We start from the raw sequence: 18,134 nt of genomic DNA, 5'->3' as shown, positions 1-18,134 counted from the left end.
GCGCATCCGCCTATCGCGAGGTTGTCTTCTGGTGTTCGCTCGTCTTTTTGCTTTGCCCGGTCTGCTGCTTGTCTGCCTGATGACGCTGCTGCCGCTGGCGCCCGCCCAAGCGGTCGGTCTGCCCGGCCTGCTCAACACTTCCAAACCGCAGCCTGAAGCCGTGGAACCCCTCGGCCAGTCACTGGACGAAGTGATCAAGTCGCTGGAAAACGACAAGCAACGCGCGCAGTTGCTCAGCGATCTGAAGAAGCTGCGCGACGCTACGAAGAAAGCTCAAGCCACCCCCGAAGAAGGCGTGCTGGGCCTGATCGGCGGCACCCTCGCCAGCTTCGAAAAACAGTTTTCCGGCGCCGACAGCCCGCTCACCCGCTGGTCCAACGAATTCGATCTGGCCAAGGACGAACTGACCAGCAAGCTGCTGCCGGCCAATGAATGGCTGCCGATCATTTTCGGTTTCGCGGTGATCCTGATGGTCTGGAGCCTGCTCGCCGCCGCGCTGATCTGGCTCAGCCACCGCGTGCGTCTGCGCTTCGGCCTCACCGAAGAACTGCCGCAACACCCCAAGGCCCTCGACATGCTGCGCTTTGCCCTGCGCAAGCTCGGGCCGTGGCTGATCGCATTGGTGATGACGGTGTACATGAGCTACGTGCTGCCGTCTTCGCTGGGCAAAAGCCTGGCGATGGTGCTGGCCTATGCCTTGGTGGTCGGCACCTGTTTCTCGGCGATCTGCGTGATCGCCTTCTCCCTGCTCGACGGCCCGCATCGCCATCGCGCGCTGTACATCCTGCGTCATCAGGCGTTTCGGCCGCTGTGGCTGATCGGCAGCTTCGCCGCGTTCGGTGAAGCGCTGAGCGATCCGCGTCTGGTCGAGAGCCTGGGCGTACATCTGGCGCACACCGCCGCGACCACGGCCAATGTGCTTGCGGCGCTGTCGACCGGCCTGTTCATTCTGCGATTCCGCCGACCGATCGCGCACCTGATCCGCAACCAACCGCTGTCACGCCGCCTGACCCGCCGCGCCCTCAGCGACACCATCGAGATCCTCGGCACCTTCTGGTACGTGCCGGCACTGGTGCTGGTCGGCATCTCGCTGTTCGCCACGTTTGTCTCCGCCGGCGACACCAGCACCGCGCTGCGCCAGTCGCTGATCTGCACGGTGCTGCTGGTGTTGTGCATGGTTATCAACGGCCTCGTGCGCCGCCATTCGCTGAAACCGCAACGCGGGCCGAAACGCCATGCGCTGTATTCGGAGCGACTGAAAAACTTCTTCTACACCCTGACGCATTTGCTGGTGTGGCTGATCTTCATCGAACTGGGCCTGCGCGTCTGGGGCCATTCGCTGATCGCGTTCGCCGAAGGCGATGGCCATGACATCAGCGTCAAACTGTTCAGCCTGATCGGCACGCTGATTTTCTCCTGGCTGATCTGGATCCTCGCCGACACCGCCGTGCACCACGCCCTCACCCGCTCGCGCAAAGGCCTGGCGAATGCACGGGCGCAGACGATGATGCCGTTGATCCGCAACGTGCTGTTCGTGGCGATTTTCATCATCGCGCTGATCGTCGCGTTGGCGAACATGGGCATGAACGTCACACCGCTGCTGGCCGGTGCCGGCGTGATCGGTCTGGCCATCGGCTTCGGCGCGCAGTCGCTCGTCGCTGACCTGATCACCGGCCTGTTCATCATCATCGAAGACTCGCTGGCCATCGACGACTACGTCGACGTTGGCGGCCACCTCGGCACCGTCGAAGGTCTGACCATCCGCACCGTACGCCTGCGCGACATCGACGGCATCGTCCACACCATCCCGTTCAGCGAAATCAAAAGCATCAAGAACTACTCGCGGGAATTCGGCTACGCGATCTTCCGCGTCGCCGTGCCATACAACATGGAAATCGACGACGCGATCAAACTGATGCGCGACGTCGGCCAGAAGATGCGCAGCGATCCGTTGCAGCGCCGCAATATTTGGTCGCCGCTGGAGATTCAGGGTGTGGAAAGTTTCGAGTCCGGCAGCGCGATTCTGCGCGCACGGTTCAAGACTGCGCCGATCAAGCAGTGGGAAGTTTCCCGGGCGTTCAATTTGTCGCTGAAAAGGCAACTGGATGAGGCGGGGCTGGATCTGGCGACACCAAGGATGAGTGTGCAGGTGATTACGCCTGGGGTGGAAATCAAAAAGGAAAGCTGAACAGAGATGGCCCCCTATTGGCAGGTAATACCAATAGGGGGCTAGTTTTATCTGGCTTTGAAACCAGGTTTTCCTTCGGCGGCCCGCCACCTTTTGACTTCCGCCACAATATTTTCCGGACCGCTTTTCCCCGATTCTGGGTAGTAGATCAAATCGGAACCCGCTGGATGTTCGCTCAGTCGTTCAAACTCCATTACAGCTGAGGTTTGCCCCTTCTCAGTCGCGTAATCCGATTGGTATATCTTTTGTACGAAATGCAAGAATTGCTCTTCGGACATTTCATTGATCATTAATTTTTTCATTACTCGCCTCCCTTATGAACTGCCAAATGCTGTTTCGGAGTTAGCAACCGCAGGTTGTCAATATCGTACAACTGCCCACCATCCGATAACGATGAGACGTGGTGCAACTCAAACTTCACTCGTTTACCAACCCGATCGCCCGCTTTCACATACGGTGATCGGCCTTTGCTCATTGCACTGAGACTACCTGGATCAAACGACATCGCCAGTTCCGCATCAGCGGCCACCGCTTTCCAGAAAGTCTCCCTGAATGCCCTGAAATCCTTGAAATTCTTGCCTCGCAATTGATCTGCAATTTTTGAGGGAATTGCCGCCCCCTCACCTTGCGTAGCCGCCTCCAGCCATCCACCCGCAACCGGCGCTCCATGACCACTCGCCACCCCTGGATCATTGCGTCGATCCCGGAACATGACGTACTGCGGTGGCAGGCCCGATTCCGACGGGAAGACCAGAATGAAGTCGTCGAAACGAATGCTGCCCCGCCCTGGGTGAGCGTCGATCCGTCCTTCAATCGGCACGAGGTTGCCGCCGATATATCGCGGTGGGGACGGATTCTCGATGGGGAACAGCGTTGAACTGTCTGCCGGCGTTACTGCGGGAGTCCAGACCGCGGTTGTCGGCGGGATGTCATTGAGGGTCGCGCTGTAAGTGTTGTTCCCTGCGTTGAAACCAGCTGCAACCACGCGAACGCCGGAAGGCCGTTTTGTCCCCGCTACCGGAACGACAAGCAGTTCGGCGAGAGAGCCCGTCAGCGGACGGGCGCTCAAACGTACCGGCAGATTCAGTCGTGCTCTTTCGCTTGCCAGCCTGTCCAGATCAGGCAGTTGACCGGGCAGCAGATCTGCCAGTGGGAGGCTGAGCAGAAAGCGTTCAGGCAACTCTCCATTGCCCAACACCGGGGAATAGACAAACGCACTCCCCCCCACCATCAGCCCGGACGCCGCGCCGGCAGCTACCTCCGATAAACCGGCCACCGCCGCGCGAATCGAAGCGGCAAAACCCGCCATCAGGTTGTCTGCAATCGCGACCGCACCAGCGGACGTCGCAAATACCAGTTGGGCGTGGCTGGTATTGCCCTGAAAGCGCAACAGGCTACTGTGCCCACCGGAGGTGTCCTGCCAGCGCTTTTCCTCAGCAACCCTGCGTGCTTCGGCCTCAGCCTCAAGCGCTGCCTGTTCCTCGGCACGCTTGCGCTCTAGTGCCTCAGCCGCCAAACGGGCCTGTTCCTCTTCGAGCCGCCTGATTTCATCGGCCGCGGCCTGCCGCGCCAGCTCCTCCGCCTGCCGCCGCGCCTGCTCTTGAGCGACGCGGGCCTGTTCCTGTGCAACCTGCCCGGCGTATTCCGCCGCCAACCGCGCCTGCTCCTGAGCGATCCGCTCGGCTTCCTGCGCTTGCACCACGGCAATCATGCCCTTGACCGTGGCCGACTGGCTGTTCAACACGCCAATGCCCTCAACCAGTAACTTGGCGTTGAACAGAGCGCTATAAGCCTGCCGTACGCTGACGCTGGCGCTTCGCCGATTGACTTGCGGTAAGCGGCCTCCGTTGAAAAAGGTTTCAACCTGGGCGTGGCCGAAACGTTCGATGGCCACGTCCTTGGCCACCAAAAGCGCACCAAACTTCCTGGCGATCAGGGAATCCCTGAATTGCATCTCCCGCGCCAGCGCATCCAAAGGCGGCAAGACACTTTGATCACCTGCCGCCCTCGCTTCTGCCAGTTCATTTTCAATGACCTGAGCAATATTCCTGGAAGTATCTTTATAGATACTTTCCATATCGAGTATTTCACCCAACGGCGCAAAGTTAATGCCTGGTCCCGAGCCGTCCCCTGCACCTAAATAATGTAAATATTCATCTTGTTTATCCGGACGCACAACAATCGGCGGAAGCGTTATTCCATTACGCTGCATTTATAAGTCCTCCATGGACAATAGTTTTGTCGCACTGACCCGTTACCCTCAAACAGCCAATAACGTGACCGGCACCTGGAGAAATTTATGGAAATAGATGTTGTGCGGTGCGGTACATGGTTATCGCCCGCGTTTTATCTGTCACGCCGGACGAAACTGATAAAGCGGTAGGAGTTTTCGCTGATAACTTATGCTCAAACGTAAATCTGTCGGAGCGCATAGCGCTTTCCGGACCCGATCGCACTTGCGTGCAAAGCCTTTGTCACAGGCAAGGAAGCCAACAACAATAATCAAGGAGAAGCCCATGCAACTGACGCGCATTGCCCAGACCCTTTTGCTCACCCTGGTCGCCAGCCACGCCAGTGCCGCGACGATGGACAGCGCCCGCACGCGCATCGCCGAGCAGGCGCAGAAGCTCGAGCCGGAGCTGCTGGAAACCCGCCGCGACCTTCACGCTCATCCAGAACTTGGCAACACTGAAAAACGCACCGCTGAACTGGTCGCCAAACAGCTGCAAGCCATGGGCCTGGAAGTGAAAACCGGCGTCGCCCGCACCGGCGTTGTCGCCATTCTCAAAGGCGCCCTGCCCGGCCCGACCGTCGCCCTGCGCGCCGACATGGACGCGCTGCCGGTCAAGGAAATCTCCGACTTGCCGTTCGCTTCAAAAGCCAAAGGCACGTATCTCGACAAGGAAGTCGACGTCATGCACGCCTGCGGCCACGACGCCCACACCGCCATCCTGCTCAGCGCGGCGAAAATTCTGACGGGCATGCGCGACACCCTGCCCGGCACCGTGGTGTTCTACTTCCAGCCCGCCGAAGAAGGCCCGAGCGACTTCATTCCCGACGGCAAAAACACCTGGGGCGCGAAGATGATGGTCGAGGAAGGCGTAATGAAATCGCCGAAACCAGACGCGGTGTTCGGGCTGCACGTCTGGGCCGGCGTCCCCGCAGGCCAGATCGCCTACCGCCCCGGCCCGACCCTGGCCAGCTCCGACGACCTGCGCATCAAGATCCACGGCAAACAAACCCACGCCGGCCGCCCCCGGGATGGCATCGACCCAATCACCGTCGGCGCGCAAACCATCGTCGGCCTGCAAACCGTGGTCAGCCGCCGCACCGACATTTCCTCTTACCCGTCGGTGGTCAGCATCGGCACCATCAACGGCGGCACCCGCTACAACATCATCCCCGAATCACTCGACATGACCGGCACCATCCGCTCCTACGACTACGGCATCCGCCAGAAACTGCACAGCGACGTACGCCAGACCATCGAGAAAATCGCCGAAAGCGGCGGCGCCAAAGCCGACGTCACCATCATCGAAAAATACGACCCGACGATTAACAACCCGGCACTGACCGAGAAAATGCTGCCGACATTGAAGTGGGCGGCCAAGGATGATGTGGTGCAGGGACCGCTGGTGGGTGGGGCGGAAGATTTCTCGTTCTTCGCCAAAGAGGCGCCGGGATTGTTTGTGTTTCTCGGGGTTACGCCGCGGGATCAGGACATGAGCAAGGCCGCGCCGAATCACAATCCGGGGTTCTTTGTGGATGAGTCGGCGCTGGTGGTTGGGGTGAGAACATTGGCGTCGTTGGCGACGGATTATCTGTATGGGAATGCGGCGGTGGGCAAGTAGGAAGGGGTGACTGTGGGGGCGCTTTCGCGAGCAGACTCGCTCCCACAGGGATTAAGTACATCCGACAGAGATTGGTCGGCTGACAGGCCGCCTTCGCGAGCAGGCTCGCTTCCCACAGAAAAGCGAAAGCAAAAACAAAAGATCGCAGCCTTCGGCAGCTCCTACACACGATGAGCGTTAGCTCGAGCACCGCTTTTGATCTTGATCTCGGAGCCCGTCGGCAGGCTGAGTGGAGGGATTGATCCGGGCGTGGGAGCGCAGCGACCGTACGACGCAGTCGTACACAGCGAGTGTAGGTGCAGCGAAGCAAACCGGAGCCGCTGCGCCAGGATCGATCCCGCAGAAGGAACCCCGAGCCCCAGCGAGCGGGCCGAACGTCAGGGCGCAGCCTTTTGGTTACTTTTTGGCGTTTGAAAAAGTGACCCGCCGTAAGGGCGGAACCATAAGAAGCCGTTACCGCAGCAACGGATATTCACCCAAACCTCCAAAACCTGGTCGGCCCAAAGGCCGCCAAGGTCAAAAAAGATCAAACCACATCAACCCCTACGTGAATCGCATCATGCCGCCAAAACTCCAGATCACAATCAATCAGCCGCCCATGCTGATCATAATTGACCCGAGCAATCCTCAATCCCGGACTCCCCACCGACACCCGCAAAGCCGCCGCCGCATCGACAGATAAAGACGTAGGCACAATCTCAAACCGCACCCGCCCATAGTGCAAATCGAAATGCCGCGCATACAACTCAGTGATCGACTGATTCAAATCAAACTCAAGAATCCCCGGAAAAAACTGCGGATTCAGGTAGTGCTCGACATACAACACCAGTCGCCCATCAATCCGCCGCGAGCGGCAAATCTGGATCACGCTCGACAACGCCGGCAGCTGCAACCACGCACACACCGCCGCCGAAGCCGGCTGCAACCGCGCCGAAATCACCTCGGTCGACGGCTCACGCCCCTGCGCACTGACCATCGCGTGAAAATGACTGCGCTGCATCAGGTTGTACGCCAGACGCGGCGGCGACACGAACCAGCCGCGCCGCTCCTCACGATAAATCTGCCCTTGCGCCTCCAATTGCAACAGCGCTTCACGCACAGTGATCCGCGTCGTCCCGAACAACTCGCTGAGCTTGCGTTCAGCGGGCAACTTGCTCCCGGCCGCCAGCAAACCATGATTGATCTGCTCCTGCAGCACCTGACCAATCGCTGTCACCGCTTTCGTTGCCTCATCGCGCATCAACGTTACCTATCTGGACTAGACCAGCACTGTTTCAGGGCAAATCCGGGCGCTGCTCAGAGCGCTTTCGTGTGTTGCAAGCCTAGGCAGTGCAGATGACCGACAGATGACAAAAACTACCCAACGGTCGTTTTCACGGCTTGCAATACATCGGCCAAGTCCCTTGCGTATCGGGCCTGCGTCATGGTCTACGCTTGTTTGGCAACCGCCAATCCCGGGCGGAGAAAAGATCAGCCACAAGGCCATCGACATCAAAATGTCATCCAGCCCGCCTAAATTGGCTCAGGTATTGCTGACCTAGACCAACCCAACCGCAATCGCAGCGTTGAACACGACCAAGGAGCTTCGGAATGAAACAGCTTTTCCTGGCAACACTGTTAGGCTCGACCATTGCAATGTGCAGCGCCGCCATGGCGGCCGACACCGATCTGAAAACCCTCGAAGCCGCTGCGAAAGCGGAAGGCGCCGTCAATAGCGTCGGCATGCCCGACAACTGGGCCAACTGGAAAGGCACCTGGGATGATCTGGCTGCGAATTACGGCTTGAAACACATCGACACCGATATGAGTTCGGCTCAGGAAATCGCCAAGTTCGCCGCTGAAAAAGACAACGCCACCGCCGACATCGGCGACGTCGGTGCTGCCTTCGGCCCGATCGCGGTCAAGCAAGGCGTGGTGCAACCGTACAAGCCAAGCACTTGGGATCAGATTCCGGACTGGGCCAAGGACAAGGACGGCAACTGGGCACTGGCCTACACCGGCACCATCGCCTTCATCGTCAACAAGAAGCTGCTGAACGGCTCCGACGTGCCGACCAAATGGGCTGACCTGAAAACCGGTAAATACAAAGTCTCCATCGGCGACGTGAGCACTGCTGCCCAGGCCGCCAACGGTGTCCTCGCTGCCGCACTGGCCAATGGCGGTGACGAGAAAAACATCAAGCCTGCACTGCTGTTGTTCGCCGACCTCGCCAAACAGGGTCGTCTGTCGATGGCCAACCCGACCATCGCCACTATGGAAAAAGGCGAGATTGAAGTCGGCGTGGTCTGGGACTTCAATGGCCTGAGCTACAAAGCCAAGATGGCCAACCCGGATGATTACGTAGTGCTGATTCCATCCGACGGCTCGGTGATTTCCGGCTACACCACGATCATCAACAAGTACGCGAAAAACCCCAATGCCGCCAAGCTGACGCGCGAATATATCTTCAGCGACGCCGGCCAGACCAACCTCGCCCGCGGCAACGCCCGGCCGATCCGCGCCGAACACCTGCAACTGCCGGAAGACGTGAAAGCCAAGCTGCTGCCGAACGAGCAATACAAAAACGTTACGCCAGTCAAGGACGCCGACGCGTGGGAAAAGACCTCCAAAGCCCTGCCGCAGCAGTGGAACGAAGAAGTCATCGTAGAGATGAAGTAATCCTTCATCTGTAGGAGCTGCCGAAGGCTGCGATCTTTTGATCTTGCCCTTTAAAAGCAACATCGAAAGATCGCAGCGTCCGGCAGCTCCGACACAGATTGGTTCCAGATTTGTTTTCGGAGTTCTTGCCCCTATGAAGCACAACGTCATCCTTGTCGTGCTCGACGGCCTCAACTACGAGGTTGCGTGTCACGCCATGGGGCATCTGCAGGCTTATGTTGGCGCAGGACGCGCGGCGCTCTATCAACTGGAGTGCGAATTGCCCGCCCTGTCCCGACCGCTTTACGAATGTATCCTCACCGGCGTGCCACCGATCGGCAGCGGCATCGTCCACAACAATGTCTCGCGCTTGTCCAACCAGCGCAGCATCTATCACTACGCCCGCGATGCCGGGCTGAAAACCGCCGCTGCGGCGTATCACTGGGTCAGCGAGTTGTATAACCGCTCACCGTTCGTGGCTGCGCGCGACCGCCACACCGACGATCCGACATTGCCGATCCAGCACGGGCATTTCTACTGGAACGACCATTATCCGGATTCGCACCTGTTCGCCGACGCGGAGAACCTGCGCCTGCGTCATGCGCCGGATTTCCTCCTGATCCACCCGATGAACATCGACGACGCCGGGCACAAGCACGGCCTCGACAGCTCGCAATACCGCAACAGCGCGCGCTCGGCTGACGTCATCCTCGCCGACTATCTGCAGACCTGGCTCGACGCTGGTTATCAGGTGCTGGTGACCGCCGACCACGGCATGAACAACGATCGCTCGCACAACGGCCTGCTGGCGGAAGAACGTCAGGTGCCGCTGTTCGTCCTCGGCGAGGCGTTCAGCCTCAACCCTGATGTCACACCGAAGCAGACCGAGCTCTGCGGCACGGTTTGCGAGCTGCTCGGCGTGCCCCACGACAAACCTGTGTGCCGGGAGCTGCTCAAGTGAATGCCATGACTCGCGGCAAATGGCTCGCGGCGCTGTGTCTGGTGCCTTTCGCGCTGTTCTTTATCGTCTTCGAAATCGCCCCGCTGGTCTGGGTGATGATCAACAGCCTGGAATCGGAAGAGTCCGGGTGGGGCCTGGCCAATTTCAGCAAGATCTTCGGTTCGAAGTTCTATCGGCAGGCAATCCAGTACAGCCTGGAGATCAGTTTCTGGTCGAGCGTATTCGGCATCATCATCGCCGTGCTTGGTGCGTATTCACTACGCCGCGTCGATTCGAAGCTGCGCAACTTCGTGAATGCCTTCGCCAACATGACCAGCAATTTTGCCGGCGTGCCGCTGGCGTTCGCGTTCATCATCCTGCTCGGTTTCAACGGCAGCATCACCATCATGCTCAAGCAGTCGGGGATCATTCAGGACTTCAACCTGTATTCGAAAACCGGCCTGATCATCCTCTACACCTATTTCCAGATTCCCCTCGGCGTGCTGCTGCTCTATCCGGCTTTCGACGCTCTGCGTGAAGACTGGCGCGAGTCCGCCGCACTGCTCGGCGCCAACGGCTGGCAGTTCTGGCGGCACATCGGCCTGCCGGTGTTGACCCCGGCGTTGCTCGGCACGTTCGTGATCCTGCTGGCCAACGCCCTCGGCGCCTACGCCACGGTTTATGCGCTGACCACCGGCAACTTCAACGTTCTGCCGATCCGTATTGCGGCGATGGTCTCCGGCGACATTTCCCTTGACCCGAACCTGGCCAGCGCGCTGGCGGTGGTGCTCGTGGCGCTGATGACCATTGTCACCGTCGTGCATCAATTGCTGTTGAAGAGGAGCTACCATGTCTCGCGCTGAATCCGGCCCGGCCGGCCTCTACCACCGCGTCGTGGTCTATCTGCTGTTCGCCATCCTGTTGTTGCCGCTGCTGGGCACGCTGGTCTATTCGATCGCCAGCAGTTGGTCGGCGACCATTCTGCCGAGCGGCTTCACCTTCAAGTGGTACATCCAGCTGTGGAGCGATCCGCGCTTTCTCCACGCATTCGGGCAGTCGCTGATCGTCTGCGTCGGCGCGCTGGTGTTATCGGTGGTGCTGATCCTGCCGCTGCTGTTTGTCGTGCATTACTACTTTCCGAAACTCGATGCGCTGATGAACATCCTCATCCTGCTGCCCTTCGCGGTGCCGCCGGTGGTGTCCTCGGTGGGGCTGCTGCAGCTCTACGGTTCCGGGCCGATGGCGATGGTCGGCACACCGTGGATTCTGATCGGCTGCTACTTCACCGTAGCGCTGCCGTTCATGTACCGCGCGATCACCAACAACCTGCAAGCGATCAACCTGCGCGACCTGATGGACGCCGCGCAACTGCTCGGCGCCAGCACCTTTCAAGCGGCGTTTCTGGTGGTGCTGCCGAACTTGCGCAAAGGCCTGATGGTGGCGCTGCTACTGTCATTCTCGTTCCTCTTCGGTGAGTTCGTGTTCGCCAACATTCTCGTCGGCACCCGCTACGAAACCTTGCAGGTATACCTGAACAACATGCGCAACAGCAGCGGTCACTTCACCAGTGCGCTGGTCATTTCGTATTTCTTTTTCGTGCTGGTCCTGACCTGGATCGCCAACATCTTGAACAAGGACAAAAGCGAATGAGCTACGTCAGCGTCCAACACCTGCAGAAAAGTTATGCCGGCACCACGGTGTTCAGCGACATCGATTGCGAAATCAACAAAGGCGAGTTCGTCACCCTGCTCGGCCCGTCCGGGTGCGGCAAGTCGACTTTGCTGCGTTGCATCGCCGGCCTGACCCCGGTGGATGGCGGCAAGATCCTCCTCGACGGTGTCGACCTCGTGCCGTTGAGCCCACAGAAACGTGGCATCGGTATGGTCTTTCAAAGCTACGCGCTATTCCCCAACATGACCGTCGAACAGAACGTCGCCTTCGGCCTGCGCATGCAAAAGGTCAACGCCGATGACAGCCACAAGCGCGTCTCTGAAGTGTTGAAACTGGTTGAACTGCACGACTTCGCCAGCCGCTATCCGCATCAACTGTCAGGTGGGCAGTGCCAGCGTGTCGCCCTCGCCCGGTCGCTGGTGACCCGCCCGCGCTTGTTGCTGCTGGATGAGCCGCTGTCGGCGCTCGACGCACGGATTCGCAAACACCTGCGCGAACAGATTCGTCAGATCCAGCGCGAACTCGGCCTGACCACGATCTTCGTCACCCACGATCAGGAAGAAGCGCTGACCATGTCGGACCGGATTTTCCTGATGAATCAGGGGAAGATCGTCCAGAGTGGCGATGCCGAAACCCTCTACACCGCGCCGGTCGATGTATTCGCCGCCGGCTTCATCGGCAACTACAACCTGCTCGACGCCGAGGCTGCGTCGAAGCTGTTGCAACGGCCGATCAACCACCGCATCGCCATCCGCCCGGAAGCCATCGAACTGAGCCTTGACGGCGAACTCGACGCGCAGATCCGCAGCCACAGCCTGCTCGGCAACGTCATTCGCTATCGCGTCGAAGCACGCGGCGTGGAACTGGTGGTCGATGTGCTCAACCGCTCCGCCGCCGATCTGCATCCCGACGGACAGCGCCTGGCACTTTCCATCGATCCTACGGCCCTGTGTGAGGTAGCCTGATGACTTTGCTGACGTTGAAGAGAGAACTGCACTGATGGCCCTGGCAATTTTTGATCTGGACGAAACGTTGATCCACGGCGACTGCGCCACCCTCTGGAGCGAGCAGATGGGGCGCCTGGGCTGGGTCGATCCCGAGTCGTTCATGCGCAAGAACAACGAACTGATGGACGCCTACAGCCATGGCAAATTACGCATGGAAGATTACATGGCGTTCAGCCTCGAACCGCTGATCGGCCGTACGCCAGAAGAAGTCGAGCACCTGGTCGGGCCGTGGGTTGAAGACTTTATCGAACCGATCATCTTCAGCGACGCGACCAAAACCATCGCCGCGCACCGCAAGGCCGGCGACCGGATTCTGGTGATCTCGGCGTCGGGCACGCACCTGGTCAGACCGATTGCCGATCGACTCGGCATCGACGAGATTCTAGGGATTGAACTGGAAGTCGCGCACGGCGTTTACAGCGGCCATACCGTGGGCACGTTGACCTACCGCGAAGGCAAGATCACTCGCCTGCTGGAATGGCTGGACGCCGAAGAAGAAAACCTCGAGGGCGCGAGTTTCTATTCCGATTCGCGCAATGACTTGCCGCTGCTGTTGAAAGTGGATTTTCCACACGTGGTCAATCCGGATCCGGTGCTACTCGAGCACGCGGAAAAATCCGGCTGGCCGATCCACCTCTGGAAATAAAAGCAAAAGATCGCAGCCTTCGGCAGCTCCTACTTTTGGATGCGTGCCTCTGTAGGAGCTGCCGAAGGCTGCGATCTTTTGACCTTGCTTTGCTGTCAGCTCAAACCCTCATTGATCACCAACACCAACTTGCCCGCCACCGTATTGCTCGCCAGTTCGGCAAACGCTGCTTCGGCATCCTTCACCGCAAAGGCTCTGGCCAATTGCGGACGCAAGCGGCCCTCGGCAAACAGCGGCCACACATGCTGGCCCAGATCACTGAGCAGATCGGCCTTGAATTGATCGCTACGGCTGCGCAACGTCGAACCGAGCAGTTGCACACGCTTGGCCAACACCTGCGCCAGATCCAGTTTCGCCTCGCGCCCGCCCATCAAACCGATCAGCACCCAACGTCCGTCCAGCGCCATCAGCTTGAGGTTCAGCGCCGCATAATTGCCGCCCACCGGGTCGAGAATCACATCGAACCGCCCGAAGTCGCGCAGACTTTCAATTTCATCGGTGCGGACCACGCCGCCCTGCGCACCCAATGCTTCGCAGTAAGCCAGGCGTTCGGCGGAACCGACGCTGACCCAACAAGGGTTACCGAAGGCTTTGCACAGCTGAATGGCGGCTGAACCGATTCCACTTGCGCCGGCGTGCAGGAGAATTTTCTCACCGGGTTTCAGCGCTGCAAGTTGAAACACATTCAGCCAGACGGTGGCGTACACCTCGGGCAATGCCGCCGCCTCGATCAGCGAAACACCTTCGGGCACGGGCAGCACATGCCGTCCGTCGACGACCACCTCTTCAGCCATGCCGCCCCCGGCCAACAAGGCGCAAACCCGGTCGCCAACCTGCCAGGACGAGCCCGCGCCGACCTCGCTGATCACCCCGGAGCACTCAAGACCAAGCACTTGGCTGGCCCCGGGTGGTGGCGGATAAAGCCCTGCTTTCTGTAATAAATCGGCGCGATTGAGGCCGGCTGCCGCCACCCGGATGCGGACTTGTCCTACATCGCACGTCGGACTCGGCTCTTCAACCCATGCCACTTGACCTTCAACGCCTTGCAATGCCTTCACACTGCCTCCATAGTGAGTCTGGACTGAGCCCGAAGCTGTAGCGCCGGGCTTTTTGCATTATGCGACCGGCTCTCAAAGAACCGGCGACTTCAAAGACGGCCTAATATGCGTTATCAATTGTCCCCGCGTCGAATCAGCATGAAGCATCTGCTCCCCAGCACCGCCCTCGCTCTTTTCATCGGTATCGGCCTGTTGCCGGTGTCGGGCACCACATTCGCAGCCAACAGCTGGGACAAGTTGCAGCCTGATCGCGATGAAGTCATCGCCAGCCTGAACGTCGTCGAGTTGCTCAAGCGTCACCACTACAGCAAGCCGCCGCTCGACGATGCGCGCTCGGTGATCATCTACGACAGCTACATCAAGCTGCTCGACCCGTCGCGCAGCTATTTCATGGCCAGCGACATCGCCGAATTCGACAAGTGGAAGACCCAGTTCGACGACTTCCTCAAAAGCGGCGACCTCAACGCCGGGTTCACCATCTACAAGCGCTACCTGGACCGCGTCAAATCGCGTCTGGACTTCGCACTTGCCGAGCTGAACAAAGGCGTCGACAAGATGGACTTCAACACCAAGGAGACCTTGCTGATCGATCGCAAGGACGCGCCTTGGCTCAAGTCCACCGCGGAACTCGACGACCTGTGGCGCAAACGCGTCAAGGACGAAGTGCTGCGCCAGAAGATCGCCGGCAAAGAGCCGAAGCAGATCCAGGAAACCCTGACCAAGCGCTACAAGAATCAGCTGGCGCGTCTCGACCAGACCCGCGCCGAGGACATCTTCCAGGCGTACATCAACACCTTCGCCATGTCCTACGACCCGCACACCAACTATCTGTCGCCGGATAACGCGGAAAACTTCGACATCAACATGAGCCTGTCCCTCGAGGGCATCGGTGCCGTATTGCAGAGCGACAACGATCAAGTGAAGGTCGTGCGTCTGGTGCCGGCAGGCCCGGCGGACAAGACCAAGCAGGTCGCTCCGGCCGACAAGATCATCGGCGTTGCTCAGGGCAACAAGGAAATGGTCGACGTGGTCGGCTGGCGTCTGGACGAAGTGGTCAAATTGATTCGCGGTCCTAAAGGCACCGTGGTGCGTCTGGAAGTCATTCCGGCGAGCAATGCGCCGAACGACCAGACCACCAAGATCGTGCCGATCACCCGTGAAGCGGTGAAGCTCGAAGATCAGGCCGTGAAGAAGTCGATTCTCAGCCTGAAACAGGACGGCAAGGACTACAAACTTGGCGTGATCGAGATCCCGGCCTTCTACCTCGACTTCAAGGCATTCCGTGCCGGCGATCCGGACTACAAGAGCACCACTCGCGACGTCAAGAAGCTGCTCACCGAGCTGCAGAAGGACAAAGTCGACGGCGTGGTCATCGACCTGCGCAACAACGGCGGCGGCTCCCTGCAGGAAGCCACCGAGCTGACCAGCCTGTTCATCGACAAAGGTCCGACCGTACTCGTGCGTAACGCCGACGGCCGTGTCGACGTGCTCGAAGATGAAAACCCGGGCGCGTTCTACAAAGGCCCGATGGCGCTGTTGGTCAACCGCCTGTCCGCCTCGGCCTCGGAGATCTTCGCCGGCGCCATGCAGGACTACCATCGCGCATTGATCATCGGCGGCCAGACTTTCGGTAAAGGCACTGTGCAAACCATTCAGCCGCTGAACCACGGCGAACTGAAACTGACCCTGGCCAAGTTCTACCGTGTCTCCGGGCAGAGCACCCAGCATCAGGGTGTACTGCCGGACATCGACTACCCGTCGCTGATCGACACCAAGGAAATCGGCGAAAGTGCCCTGCCGGAAGCCATGCCGTGGGACACCATTCGCGCGGCGATCAAGCCGGCGGCCGATCCGTTCAAGCCGTTCCTCGCCCAGTTGAAGTCCGAACATGACTCGCGCACCAACAAGGATGCCGAGTTCGTGTTCATCCGCGACAAGCTGGCCCTGGCGCAGAAACTGATGGAAGAAAAAACCGTCAGCCTCAACGAAGCCGATCGTCGTGCCCAGCACGCCGACATCGACGCCAAGCAACTGGCGATGGAGAACATCCGTCGCAAGGCCAAAGGCGAAGAACCGCTCAAAGAGCTGAAGAAAGAAGACGAAGACGCACTGGCCGCTGCCGAGCCGGACAAGGTCAAACCAGAAGACGATGCCTACCTGAGCGAAACCGGGCGCGTGCTGCTGGATTACCTGAAACTGAGCAATCAGGTGGCCAAGAAGTAAGTGATGGCAATTTAGTGCTGACGATCCCCGGATCGTCATCAAACAGTCATCATTCTGTCGTGCAATAAAGGACCGGGAGCAAGCGCTCCCGGTCCTTTTTTTATCGCCAGAGACTGCCATGACCACGACCGAACAGCTGAGCGCCTTGGGCTCGATCCTGACTCAAAGCGGTTTACACAGTCTGTTCCAGCCGATCATCTGTCTTTCCGAACGCCGCATTCTCGGTTACGAAGCCCTCACCCGTGGCCCGTCCAACAGCCCTCTTCACTCTCCGATTGCCCTGTTCGCCGTGGCGCGACAGGCTGGTCGATTGAGTGAACTGGAAATCGCCTGCCGACAAAGCGCCTGCCGACGGTTCAATGAGCAGCAACTGCCGGGCAAGCTGTTCCTTAACGTGTCGCCAGAATCCTTGCTCGAAGCCGCGCACCAACCCGGCCGTACGTTGCAACTGCTGCAGGACTTGGGCATTGCGCCGAGCCAAGTGGTCATCGAGCTCACCGAGCAGACGCCAATCGATGACTTCCAGTTGCTGCAAACCGCCCTGCATCACTACCGGGCGATGGGTTTTTCCATTGCGCTGGACGACTTGGGCGCGGGGTATTCGAGCCTGCGCCTGTGGTCGGAATTGCGTCCGGATTACGTGAAGATCGACCGGCACTTCATCGATGGCATTCATCAGGATGCGTTGAAAAGAGAGTTTGTCGGTTCGATTCTGCAAATCGCCAAAGCCTCGCGCGCGCAAGTCATCGCCGAGGGCATCGAGCTACCGGAAGAACTCGCGGTGCTGACTGAAATGGGCGTCGACCTGGTGCAAGGCTACCTGCTCGGCCGCCCTCAGGAACATCCGTCCCGCGACGCTCGCGCGTTGATGCCCAAACACGACAGCAGCGCCGTCGCGCTGAATGACGAAGGCAGCGACCTCAGCGCCCTGCTCAACGAGCAGCCCGCCGTGCAACGCGATACGCCCACCGCGACGGTACTGGAAGCCTTTCGCCGCCAGGCCAACCTCAATTCGCTCGCGGTGCTCGACGAACAAGGCCAGCCTTGTGGCATCGTCCATCGCCATTCCCTGTCCGACGCACTGCTCAAACCGTTTGCCACGGACTTGTTTGCACGTAAACCGATCAGCCGCCTGATGAACGATGATTTCCTCGCCGTGGAAATCAGTCAGTCACTGCAGCAAGTCAGCCGCCTGATCACCAGCCGCGCCCGCCAGCGCATCGAAGAAGACTTCATCATCACCCTCAACGGCAGTTACCTCGGCCTCGGCCGGGTCATCGACGTGCTGAAGCTGATCACCGAACTGAAAATCCAGCAGGCGCGCTACGCCAATCCCCTCACCCTGCTGCCGGGCAACGTACCGATCCAGCAGTGCCTCACCCGCCTGCTGCAACAGGCCCGCGAATCGATCATCTGCTACGTCGACATTGACAGCTTCAAACCCTTCAACGACATCTACGGCTACGGTCGCGGCGACGAAGTCCTGCTCTGCCTCGCGCAATGCCTCAACGAACGCATCGACCCCACCCGCGACTTTGTCGGTCACATCGGCGGCGACGACTTCCTCCTCGTCCTCGGCCCCGAAGACTGGCGCAAACGCCTCAACCAACTGCTCGACGATTTCCAAAGCCAATGCCGCCGGTTCTATCGGCCCGAGCATCTGGAAGCCGGTTGTTTTGTAGCGCCAAACCGACAGGGTGTGCGGCAAGAATTTGCGTTGTTGTCGTTATCGATCGGGGTGGTGCATCTGCGACCTGAGGCTTGTGCAGCGCTTGATGCCAGCCAGCTTGCGGAGATGGCTTCGCAGGCTAAGCATCATGCGAAGGGGGTTGTGGGGTTTAGTGTGTATTTGCTCGATGCTATAGCGCCTCCGGCCCAGACATCACAGCTAGTTGGTTAAACCCCAGCACAGT

At 59.4% G+C, this 18,134-nt stretch carries 14 protein-coding genes; 10 read left to right on the top strand and 4 right to left on the bottom strand.

Annotated elements, in window-relative coordinates:
- The first annotated feature begins 31 nt into the window (after positions 1–31).
- Positions 32–2,188 (top strand): mechanosensitive ion channel family protein, encoded by a 2,157-nt coding sequence (locus AB4N73_RS03420; RefSeq protein ID WP_041479310.1) that lies wholly within the window; start codon positions 32–34, stop codon positions 2,186–2,188.
- Between the two features lie 47 nt (positions 2,189–2,235).
- Here the strand turns inward: AB4N73_RS03420 and AB4N73_RS03415 are convergent, their stop codons facing one another.
- Positions 2,236–2,490: a bacteriocin immunity protein gene (locus AB4N73_RS03415; protein ID WP_076566779.1), complete on the bottom strand. Its 255-nt coding sequence runs from the start codon at positions 2,488–2,490 to the stop codon at positions 2,236–2,238.
- Positions 2,490–4,400, bottom strand: a complete 1,911-nt coding sequence (locus AB4N73_RS03410) for an S-type pyocin domain-containing protein (protein ID WP_460142915.1) — start codon at positions 4,398–4,400, stop codon at positions 2,490–2,492. The genes AB4N73_RS03415 and AB4N73_RS03410 overlap by 1 nt, the downstream gene beginning before the upstream one ends.
- 304 nt (positions 4,401–4,704) lie before the next feature.
- Between AB4N73_RS03410 and AB4N73_RS03405 the strand changes: the two genes are divergently transcribed.
- A complete protein-coding gene (locus tag AB4N73_RS03405) occupies positions 4,705–6,039 on the top strand; it encodes an amidohydrolase (RefSeq protein WP_460142914.1) in 1,335 nt (444 codons plus the stop codon).
- A 526-nt stretch (positions 6,040–6,565) separates the two neighbouring features.
- Here AB4N73_RS03405 and phnR read toward each other — a convergent pair.
- The gene (gene phnR, locus AB4N73_RS03400) at positions 6,566–7,279 is read right to left on the bottom strand and encodes a phosphonate utilization transcriptional regulator PhnR (protein WP_431078389.1); all 714 of its coding nucleotides are present in this window, start codon (positions 7,277–7,279) and stop codon (positions 6,566–6,568) included.
- A gap of 350 nt (positions 7,280–7,629) precedes the next feature.
- Between phnR and AB4N73_RS03395 the strand changes: the two genes are divergently transcribed.
- The 6 genes from AB4N73_RS03395 (at position 7,630) to AB4N73_RS03370 (ending at position 12,940) form a co-directional block, all read left to right on the top strand.
- Positions 7,630–8,697 carry an ABC transporter substrate-binding protein gene (locus AB4N73_RS03395; protein WP_041479304.1) on the top strand — a complete coding sequence of 356 codons (1,068 nt, stop codon included), beginning with the start codon at positions 7,630–7,632 and terminating at the stop codon, positions 8,695–8,697.
- A 133-nt stretch (positions 8,698–8,830) separates the two neighbouring features.
- A complete protein-coding gene (locus AB4N73_RS03390) occupies positions 8,831–9,637 on the top strand; it encodes an alkaline phosphatase family protein (RefSeq protein WP_150638736.1) in 807 nt (268 codons plus the stop codon).
- A 5-nt stretch (positions 9,638–9,642) separates the two neighbouring features.
- A complete protein-coding gene (locus AB4N73_RS03385; RefSeq protein ID WP_191637016.1) occupies positions 9,643–10,479 on the top strand; it encodes an ABC transporter permease in 837 nt (278 codons plus the stop codon).
- The gene (locus tag AB4N73_RS03380; RefSeq protein ID WP_016773742.1) at positions 10,466–11,266 is read left to right on the top strand and encodes an ABC transporter permease; all 801 of its coding nucleotides are present in this window, start codon (positions 10,466–10,468) and stop codon (positions 11,264–11,266) included. The genes AB4N73_RS03385 and AB4N73_RS03380 overlap by 14 nt, the downstream gene beginning before the upstream one ends.
- The gene (locus AB4N73_RS03375; RefSeq protein WP_130929269.1) at positions 11,263–12,252 is read left to right on the top strand and encodes an ABC transporter ATP-binding protein; all 990 of its coding nucleotides are present in this window, start codon (positions 11,263–11,265) and stop codon (positions 12,250–12,252) included. Before AB4N73_RS03380 ends, AB4N73_RS03375 begins: the two co-directional genes overlap by 4 nt.
- Before the next feature lie 34 nt (positions 12,253–12,286).
- Complete coding sequence (locus tag AB4N73_RS03370; RefSeq protein ID WP_095180777.1) at positions 12,287–12,940, top strand: HAD family hydrolase; 654 nt, start codon at positions 12,287–12,289, stop codon at positions 12,938–12,940.
- Between the two features lie 95 nt (positions 12,941–13,035).
- Here the strand turns inward: AB4N73_RS03370 and AB4N73_RS03365 are convergent, their stop codons facing one another.
- A complete protein-coding gene (locus AB4N73_RS03365) occupies positions 13,036–13,998 on the bottom strand; it encodes a zinc-binding dehydrogenase (protein ID WP_460142913.1) in 963 nt (320 codons plus the stop codon).
- 138 nt (positions 13,999–14,136) lie between these two features.
- Here AB4N73_RS03365 and AB4N73_RS03360 point away from each other — a divergent pair, with 138 nt between their 5' ends.
- Both AB4N73_RS03360 and AB4N73_RS03355 read left to right on the top strand, forming a co-directional pair.
- The gene (locus tag AB4N73_RS03360; RefSeq protein ID WP_252879691.1) at positions 14,137–16,221 is read left to right on the top strand and encodes a carboxy terminal-processing peptidase; all 2,085 of its coding nucleotides are present in this window, start codon (positions 14,137–14,139) and stop codon (positions 16,219–16,221) included.
- A 118-nt stretch (positions 16,222–16,339) separates the two neighbouring features.
- Positions 16,340–18,121: a bifunctional diguanylate cyclase/phosphodiesterase gene (locus tag AB4N73_RS03355; RefSeq protein ID WP_460142912.1), complete on the top strand. Its 1,782-nt coding sequence runs from the start codon at positions 16,340–16,342 to the stop codon at positions 18,119–18,121.
- The last annotated feature ends 13 nt before the right edge of the window (positions 18,122–18,134 follow it).

Source organism: Pseudomonas sp. S3_B08, from assembly GCF_054667725.1.
Note: the sequence above shows the minus strand (reverse complement) of the source record. Positions and strands in the feature narration are given on the sequence as shown.